This window comes from uncultured Nevskia sp., assembly GCF_903885465.1.
Lineage (GTDB): Bacteria > Pseudomonadota > Gammaproteobacteria > Nevskiales > Nevskiaceae > Nevskia.
The window spans coordinates 1-7,526 of record NZ_CAISIQ010000224.1; the positions used below are offsets into that span (position 1 = coordinate 1).

General features: G+C 61.2%; 8 protein-coding genes. 5 read left to right on the top strand and 3 right to left on the bottom strand.

Translation table 11 applies throughout. The features are described from left to right. Positions 1–223 precede the first annotated feature (223 nt). Positions 224–643 (bottom strand): protoporphyrinogen oxidase HemJ, encoded by a 420-nt coding sequence (gene hemJ, locus QZY06_RS08340; RefSeq protein ID WP_295682757.1) that lies wholly within the window; start codon positions 641–643, stop codon positions 224–226. Between the two features lie 74 nt (positions 644–717). Between hemJ and argC the strand changes: the two genes are divergently transcribed. From argC to erpA, 4 genes are read left to right on the top strand one after another with little or no spacing between them, the layout of a single operon-like run. After that, complete coding sequence (argC, locus tag QZY06_RS08345; protein ID WP_295682759.1) at positions 718–1,749, top strand: N-acetyl-gamma-glutamyl-phosphate reductase; 1,032 nt, start codon at positions 718–720, stop codon at positions 1,747–1,749. 21 nt (positions 1,750–1,770) lie between these two features. Next, positions 1,771–2,532, top strand: coding sequence for a DUF6776 family protein (locus QZY06_RS08350; RefSeq protein ID WP_295682762.1), 762 nt, complete (start codon positions 1,771–1,773; stop codon positions 2,530–2,532). Next, on the top strand, positions 2,529–3,014 hold the full coding sequence (locus QZY06_RS08355) for a polymer-forming cytoskeletal protein (RefSeq protein ID WP_295682764.1): 486 nt from the start codon (positions 2,529–2,531) through the stop codon (positions 3,012–3,014). The genes QZY06_RS08350 and QZY06_RS08355 overlap by 4 nt, the downstream gene beginning before the upstream one ends. A 12-nt stretch (positions 3,015–3,026) precedes the next feature. Beyond that, on the top strand, positions 3,027–3,386 hold the full coding sequence (erpA, locus tag QZY06_RS08360; protein WP_293389124.1) for an iron-sulfur cluster insertion protein ErpA: 360 nt from the start codon (positions 3,027–3,029) through the stop codon (positions 3,384–3,386). A 40-nt stretch (positions 3,387–3,426) separates the two neighbouring features. Here erpA and QZY06_RS08365 read toward each other — a convergent pair whose 3' ends face one another. Both QZY06_RS08365 and QZY06_RS08370 read right to left on the bottom strand, forming a co-directional pair. Beyond that, the gene (locus tag QZY06_RS08365; protein ID WP_295682769.1) at positions 3,427–4,542 is read right to left on the bottom strand and encodes an anhydro-N-acetylmuramic acid kinase; all 1,116 of its coding nucleotides are present in this window, start codon (positions 4,540–4,542) and stop codon (positions 3,427–3,429) included. An 18-nt stretch (positions 4,543–4,560) separates the two neighbouring features. Then, positions 4,561–5,808, bottom strand: a complete 1,248-nt coding sequence (locus tag QZY06_RS08370; protein WP_295682772.1) for a peptidoglycan DD-metalloendopeptidase family protein — start codon at positions 5,806–5,808, stop codon at positions 4,561–4,563. A 335-nt stretch (positions 5,809–6,143) separates the two neighbouring features. On the opposite strand from QZY06_RS08370, the gene tyrS reads away from it, so the two are divergent. Next, a complete protein-coding gene (tyrS, locus tag QZY06_RS08375; RefSeq protein ID WP_367275592.1) occupies positions 6,144–7,346 on the top strand; it encodes a tyrosine--tRNA ligase in 1,203 nt (400 codons plus the stop codon). Positions 7,347–7,526 lie beyond the last annotated feature (180 nt).

Consider the following 7,526-nt stretch of genomic DNA (forward strand, 5'->3'; position numbering starts at 1 on the left):
AGCGGTTAGTACGAGCGGAAGTGAGGGCAGGTAATTTCGGCGGTTGTTCGAAAACCGCTGGCGATGCTATCCGACGCTCAAAGAGCCGAACTGGCGAGGCATCTGCCTGCAGGGAGGAAACCTGAAATAAGCCGATTCTGCCGATCTGACAACCCCCACCCGCCCTACGGTCCGCGCCAAATCCCCCATCACCGTAAAACGGCTCGCAGTGCCGAGGCCCTGTTCAGAACGGCTTGACGATCACCAGGATCACGATCGCGATCAGCAGGACGGCCGGTACTTCGTTGATCAACCGGTAGAACTTGTGGCCGCGCGTGTTGGCCTTGGCGGCAAATTTCCGGATCACCGTCTTCAACCAGCCGTGATAGCCGGACAGGACCACCGCCAGCGCGATCTTCAGATGCAGCCAGCCGCCGGAATGCAGGTAGCCCGGATTCATCACCAGCAAGGTCAGCGCGAAGACCCAGGTGCCGATCATGCCGATCGTCATGATTCCGTACAGCTTGCGTTCCATGATCAGGAAGCGCGCGTGGCCAGCTTCGTCGGTCACGTCGCAGTGATAGACGAACAGACGCGGCAGATAGAACAGCCCGGCGAACCAGGACACCATGAAAATCACATGAAACGCCTTGATCCAGAGCATCGGGCATCCAGCAACACGGGCAGGTGCGCAAGGTATCATCGTCGCCCCCTGGATGGGCATGAGGCTGGAAGGACGTGATCGAAGTCGGAATTGTCGGCGGCACCGGATACACCGGCGCCGAATTGCTCAGGCTGCTATCGGCGCACCCGGGTGTGCGCGTGCGCGTGCTGACCTCCCGTGCCGAGGCCGGCAAGCGCGCCGATGTCTGGTTCCCGCATCTGCGCGGCCGCTGCGATCTGAGTTTCACCGCGCCGGATGATGACGCGCTCGCTGCCTGCCAAGCGGTGTTCTTCGCAACGCCGCATGCGACTTCGATGAAGCTGGCGCCGGCGCTGATCGAGCGCGACGTTCGTGTTGTCGATCTGTCGGCCGACTACCGTATCCGCGATGCCGAAGTGTTCAAGCGCTGGTACGCGCATGACCACGCCAGCCCGGAACTGCTGGCCGAAGCCGTGTACGGCCTGCCGGAAGTCAATCGCGAGGCGATCCGCAGCGCGCGGCTGGTAGCGGCTGCCGGTTGCTATCCAACGGCAGCGCAGCTCGGCTTTCTGCCGTTGATCGAAGCCGGGCTGGTCGATACCAGTCGGCTGATCGCCGACTGCAAATCCGGCGTCAGCGGTGCCGGCCGGGAAGCGAAAGTCGGCTCCCTGTTCGCCGAAGCGGCCGATTCGATGATGGCCTACGGCGTTGCCGGTCATCGTCATCTGCCGGAGATCGAGCAGGGCCTGACGCGGGCTGCGAATGGCCCGGTCAAGCTGACCTTCGTGCCGCATCTGACGCCGATGATCCGCGGCATCCACGCAACGCTGTACGGGACCCTGCTGAAGACCGACATCGGCCTGCAGGCCTTGTACGAAGCGCGTTATCGCGATGAGCCGTTCGTCGACGTGATGCCGAAAGGCTCGCATCCTGAAACGCGTTCGGTGCGCGGCTCGAACCTGTGCCGGATCGCCGTGCATCGGCCGGGCGATGGCGATACGGTGGTGGTGCTGTCGGCGATCGACAATCTGGTGAAGGGCGCAGCTGGCCAGGCCGTGCAGTGCTTCAACCTGATGTTCGGTTTCGACGAGCGCATGGCGCTCGACGCCGCGCCACTCGCGCCCTGATCGTCGGCAAGGCTCGCCGGAATGGCTGATTGGCAGCACCGAGTTGTCATCACCAGCGAACGGTCGTCGCGTCGCCGCTGGCTGGTCACCTGGGTGGTGGTAGCCGCGCTCGTGGCTGGATTCGCGCTGTACAGCGTGACCCGCGCGACGGCGGTTTCGGATTTCGCTGCGGCAACCGGGGAACGCGATCGCCTGCTCGACGAACGACGGCAACTGACTCGCGACTTGCGCGTCGCCAAGACCGAAGCCGAAACCCTGCGCGACCAAGTTGCCTATCTGAGCCGCTCTCAGGAGATCGACAGTGGTGCCTGTCAGGACGTGAAGCAATCACTGGGTCAGTTGCAGGCCGAGTCGTCGGACTTGCGCGAACAACTCGCGTTCTATCGCGGCATCGTCTCGCCGCAGGAATCGCAGGCAGGCGTCCGGGTCTACGAGTTCCGCGTCAGTGCGGTGAAAACTTCGCCGAACCAGTATCGCTTCGACCTGGTGCTGATCCAGCCGGTGCGTAGCGACAAACGGGTCGGCGGTCAGGTCGAGTTGTCGATCGAAGGTCTGAAGAGCGGCAAGAAACAGACCTTGAAGCTCGCGGACATCGCAGTGGACGGCGCGCGAAATCTGTTATTTTCATTCAAGTATTTCGAGGAATTCAGCGGACAGCTGAAACTTCCCGAGGATTTCAGGCCGCTGCGGGCGATGGTTGTGCTGCAACCCGGTGGTGGGCAGGCGGCGATTGAAGACGAGTACGATTGGAAAAAAATAATTCGGGAGGACGCTGAACCATGAAGGGATTTCTCGGCGCTGGATCAAGCTCTGGCGGCAAGGCTGCCACCGTCGAAACTCTGATCGGACGACAAACCGAAATCATCGGTGACGTGCGTTTCGTGGGCGGGATCCACATCGATGGTCGGGTCAAGGGCGCGGTCCAGGCCAGTGGCGACGAAGCGGCCATACTGTCGATCAGCGAGTCAGGCATTGTTGAAGGCAATGTGCGCGTTCCGACGGTCATGCTGAACGGTTCGATCGTCGGTGATGTCCGAGCGAGCGAGAAGTTGGTGCTTACCGCCAAGGCCCGTGTGACCGGAAACGTTTATTACAAGGTCTTGCAGATGGAACCAGGCGCCGCCATTAACGGGCAATTGGCGCACGATAGCGGCGATACGCTGGTCAAGACGCAGCAGATGTCGCTGGAAAGCAGGGCCGACGTGGTAGTCCTCGACGTTCAGGAACGCGCGTTGCAGCAAGGCGGGATGATTCCGCGAAATTGATTGGAGAGCGACATGGATGGTAACGAGATACCGGGTAGTGCCCAGTCCGAAGTGGTCTTCACCTCTGCCGCAGCCGCGAAGGTGCGGGAGCTGCTGAACGACGAAGACAATGAAGCCCTGAAGCTGCGCGTGTTCGTGACCGGCGGTGGCTGCTCGGGTTTCAAGTACGGCTTCACTTTCGACGAAAGCGTCGAGGACGGCGATCTGTCCGTCGAGAACGGCGGCGTGACCTTGCTCGTCGATTCGATGAGCCTGCAATACCTCAGCGGTGCCGAGATCGATTACAAGGACGATGTCGACGGCGCCCAGTTCGTGATCCGTAATCCGAACGCGACGACCACCTGCGGCTGCGGCTCTTCCTTCGCAGTCTGACGACGGGCTTATCGGCGCGCATCGCGCGCCGATAAGCCAATCACCGCGGCGGCAGTACCACGCAGCCGAGCGGTGACAAACGGCTGGCGCCGGTCACGGCCGGCAGATTGCCCGGTTTGCCTTCGATACGGCGCATCGCCAGCCAAGCGAATGCCGTAGCTTCGATCCATTCCGGTGCCAGACCATGCTGGCTGCTGGATTCGACGACAACGCCTGGCAAGGCGTCCCCAATCAGCCGCAGCAACCGCGTGTTGCTGACGCCACCCCCACAGACGATCAGCCTGGCAGCGCCGGGCGCAGCGGCCTTGATCGCGCTGGCGACACTGCGTGCCGTCACGGCGGCGAGACTGGCCTGCACATCTTCTGTGCGCAATGCTGCGATTTGGGGATAGCGGGAGCGCACCCAGTCCAGGCGGAAGTAATCACGCCCGGTGCTTTTCGGTGCCGGCCTGGTGAAATAAGGATCGGCGAGCAGCGCAGCGATAAGTTTTTCATCGGCCGAACCGCTGGCAGCAAAGGCGCCTTCCGCGTCGAAAGCGAGGCCTGAACAGACTCGCGTCCATTCATCCATCAAACCATTGGCGGGTCCGGTATCGAAACCGATCACGCCACCAATGCCCGCGCCCGGCAGCACGGTGATATTGGCGATGCCGCCGAGATTCAGCACGCAGCGGGATTCGCTGGCGTCAGCAAACATCGCGTGGTGGAACGCCGGCACCAGGGGGGCGCCTTGACCGCCCAGCGCCAGATCGATGCGCCGGAAATCGGCAACTGTCGTGATGCCTGTGGCCGCGGCAATCCGATTGGGATCACCCAGTTGCAGGGTCAGGCTCTGTGGCCCGTCATGGAACAAGGTCTGGCCATGACTGCCGATGGCCGTGATCGCGCCGACCGGAATTCCGCTGCGGGAAATGACTTCGCGTGCAGCGGCCCCGAAGCTCAGGCCGATTTCGACGTCGAGCGTACAGAACTCGCGCATCGAAATCCCCGGCTGATCCAGCGACAGCTCGATCAGCCGCGCCCGAAGGGCCGGTGGATAGTCGTGGTGGTGCTCGGCGTGGAGCCGAACCAGCCGACCCGCCTCGAACTCGGCAATGACGGCATCAATACCGTCAATGCTGGTTCCCGACATCAGGCCAAGGTACAAGCCTGACATCGGAAATGCCGTCAGCGCCTACTTGTACTTGGCGAGAGCGACGCCGGTGTTGCTCATGGCATCAATCTTCGCAATCAGTGGCGCCGTTTCGCGACGGAACTGCACGAGCGACTGCGAGTTCAGGGGCACAGCGCGCGGCAGGGTCACGGTCATCGGGTTCTTGTGAATGCCGTTGACCAGGAACTCGTAATGCAGATGCGGTGCCGTGGCGAGGCCGGTGGAGCCGACGAATGCGATGACCTGGCCCTGGCGGACTTTCGAGCCAAGCGTCAAGCCCGGCTTGAAGCGGGACAGATGGGCGTACAGGGTTTCGTTCTGGCCACTATGACGGACGACGACGACGTTACCGTAGCCATTCTTCTTGCCGATGAACTGGATCTTGCCGTCGCCCGTCGTGTGGACCGGCGTTCCGGTTGCGGAAGCGTAATCAACACCTTTGTGCGCCCGGATGATGTTCAGGATCGGATGACGGCGCGCCAGATTGAAGCCCGAGCTGATGCGGACGAAATCCACCGGCGTGCGGATGAAGGCTTTCCGCAGTGACTGACCGTCCGGCGTGTAATAGCCAGGGCGCCCTTCAGAATCGACAAAGCGTACGGCGCGGTAGGTCTTGCCCTGATTGGTGAACTGCGCGGCGAGGATGTCGCCGTCACGAATCTTGCGGCCGTTCTTGAGGATGTTGTCGTAGACGACTGCAAAGCGATCGCCTTCCTGGAGATCCTGCGCGAAATCGATGTCGTAACCGAAGATGTCCGCGAATTCGAGGATCATCCGGTTCGACAGCCCCGCCTTGCGGCCATCGGCAAACAGGGAGCTGCGAATCTCGCCGACGCTTTCCACCGGGCGGTGTTCGAGCGCGGCGGTCAAGGTGGTCGACTCGTAGCCAACGCCTTTGCGGCGAACGCTCAGGGTGCGGGTTTCGTCGAGCGTGTAGGTGAGTTCTTCAAGACGGCCGGAAACGATGCGCATGTTGATTGCGTCGCCAGCCTTGAGCTTTTTGAGGCGGGCACTGTCGCCGCCGAGGCGGGTCATCAGCATCCAGTCCTGCGGCGGCAGGCCGGCATCTTCGAAAACGTTGGACAAGCTTTCGCCACGGGAAACCACGACACGGCTCCAGGCGGCGGGCTCCGGCACTGCCAGAGCATCGCTGACCGCGCTCTGCACGATGTCGTTGAACGCCGGGTTAACCGTTGGCGCCGTAACGAGGTCTTGGGAGGCAGTCAGTGCTGTGCCAGCTTCCGGTGCCGTTTCGGCGACGGGTTCCACAATCGGAGCAGAATTCGGTTTCAGCGCGAAAAGCGCGGCGCCTGACACACCGAGAAATGCGGCGATGACGCCCACTCTGCGCAGCGACGAGTTCCGGGCCCCGGCTGCGGAGCTATAATTCAATGCCATAAAAATCCACGAAAATGAAGGCGCTGTAAGGCCGCGCGGCAAATGGATCGCTCGATATTTTCGTTGGTTTGCGAATCCGGACACCCGTAACAAAACATAAAAACTGGCGGTTGGCAATTTTTCATATGTTCCGGCTCTGCCGGCTCGTTTGGGCGATTCCTCTCCGCAAATTTCGCGCCGTTCAAGCCCGGTGCATCGAGAGTTCAGTGAATATCGAAGAAATCGAACGCGGCACCGACGAGGTCATCCCGAAAGCCGAGCTGCACGCGAGGCTGGCAAAGGCGGCCGAGCAAGGTGTTCGTCTGCGGATCAAAGCGGGCTTTGACCCAACGGCGAAGGATCTGCACCTGGGTCACACCCTGCTGTTGAACAAGCTGCGCTCGTTTCAGGAAGCGGGGCACGAGGCGATCTTTCTGATCGGCGATTTCACCGGGATGATCGGTGATCCGACCGGCAAGAACGAGACGCGCAAGCCCCTGACCCGGGAACAGGTCGAGGAAAACGCGAAGACCTATAAGGAGCAGGTGTTCAAGATCCTCGATCCGGAACGCACGACGATCGAGTTCAATAGCCGCTGGCTCGATGCGCTGGGCACCGAGGGCATGCTCCGGCTTGCGTCCCAGCACACGGTCGCGCGGATGATGGAGCGTGACGATTTTTCGAAGCGCTTCCGCGACAACCAGCCGATCGCGATCCACGAGTTCCTGTATCCGCTGCTGCAGGGCTATGACTCGGTGGCCCTGAAAGCGGACGTCGAACTCGGCGGCACAGACCAGAAATTCAATCTGCTGGTCGGCCGGCAGTTGCAGCAGGGCTATGGCCAGAAACCGCAATGCATCATGACGGTGCCCATTCTGGAGGGCCTGGATGGCGTGCAGAAGATGTCGAAGTCGCTGGGCAACTACATCTCGCTGAACGATGCGCCGAAGGACATGTTCGGGAAGGTCATGTCCGTTTCAGACCAGCTGATGTGGCGTTACTACGATCTGCTCAGCTTCAGGCCGCTCGCTGAAGTGGCCGCGCTCAAGCAATCAATCGTCGAAGGCGCCAATCCTCGTGATGTGAAGATGCTGCTGGGCATTGAACTGGTCGAGCGGTTTCATGGTGCTGGGTCCGGCGAAGCCGCCAAGGCGGAATTCGTCGCACAGTTCTCGCAGGGGCAGTTGCCGGAGAACATTGCCGAGATCGTGATTGCGGTGCCCGCACAGGGCATCGGGCTAGCTGCCTTGCTCAAAGAGGCTGGTCTGGTCGCCAGCAATGGAGAAGGCAATCGAATGATCGATCAGAAAGCGGTCAAGGTGGATCAGCAGCGGATCGAGGACCGGGGAACGATCCTTACTCCGGGCGCCACTTACCTGCTTCAGGTCGGCCCGCGACGCTACGCCAAGGCATTGTTGAAGGTGATCTGAGCTATTCGTGCGGCTTATCGAAAAATGTTTCGAAAAACGCGTTGACACAACCTCGAACGGCCCTATAATTCGCCCCCTCGCAGCGGCTACCGCTGAGGGGTTTTGGGAAGGTGGAGTTAGCTTGTCGGGCTGGTAGAGACGGGGAGTTGACAGGGGATGAAAGTCCTCTATAATTCGCCT

Excerpts from the sequence above, each read along its gene's own strand:
- hemJ (WP_295682757.1), bottom strand. The coding sequence starts at position 643 with ATGCTCTGGATCAAGGCGTTTCATGTGATTTTCATGGTGTCCTGGTTC.
- QZY06_RS08350 (WP_295682762.1), top strand. The coding sequence starts at position 1,771 with ATGGCTGATTGGCAGCACCGAGTTGTCATCACCAGCGAACGGTCGTCG.
- QZY06_RS08355 (WP_295682764.1), top strand. The coding sequence starts at position 2,529 with ATGAAGGGATTTCTCGGCGCTGGATCAAGCTCTGGCGGCAAGGCTGCC.
- erpA (WP_293389124.1), top strand. The coding sequence starts at position 3,027 with ATGGATGGTAACGAGATACCGGGTAGTGCCCAGTCCGAAGTGGTCTTC.
- QZY06_RS08365 (WP_295682769.1), bottom strand. The coding sequence starts at position 4,542 with ATGTCAGGCTTGTACCTTGGCCTGATGTCGGGAACCAGCATTGACGGT.